Source organism: Nocardia sp. SSK8, assembly GCF_037034205.1.
Classification (GTDB): Bacteria; Actinomycetota; Actinomycetes; order Mycobacteriales; family Mycobacteriaceae; genus Nocardia.
The window spans coordinates 1-289 of record NZ_JBAGKD010000048.1; the positions used below are offsets into that span (position 1 = coordinate 1).

Here is a 289-nt window from a genome sequence, read left to right on the forward strand (position 1 = left end):
CGCGTTGCCGTTGTTCGAGCGGTTGGAGCGGCGCATCGTCGATGGTGAGCGCAACGGTCTGGACGTGGACTTGGACGAGGCGATGCAGACGGTGCCGCCGTTGCAGATCATCAACGAGACCCTGCTGTCGGGCATGAAGACAGTCGGTGAACTGTTCGGTTCGGGTCAGATGCAGTTGCCGTTCGTGTTGCAGTCGGCCGAGGTGATGAAGACGGCGGTGGCGCATCTGGAACCGCACATGGAAGCGACCGATGATTCGGGTAAGGGCCGGATCGTGTTGGCGACGGTG

General features: G+C 61.9%; 1 protein-coding gene. It reads left to right on the forward strand.

Annotation, left to right across the window (positions count from 1 at the left end):
• Positions 1-289 (forward strand): B12-binding domain-containing protein (locus WA675_RS27320; protein ID WP_336088335.1); only part of this gene is annotated, 289 nt, incomplete at both ends.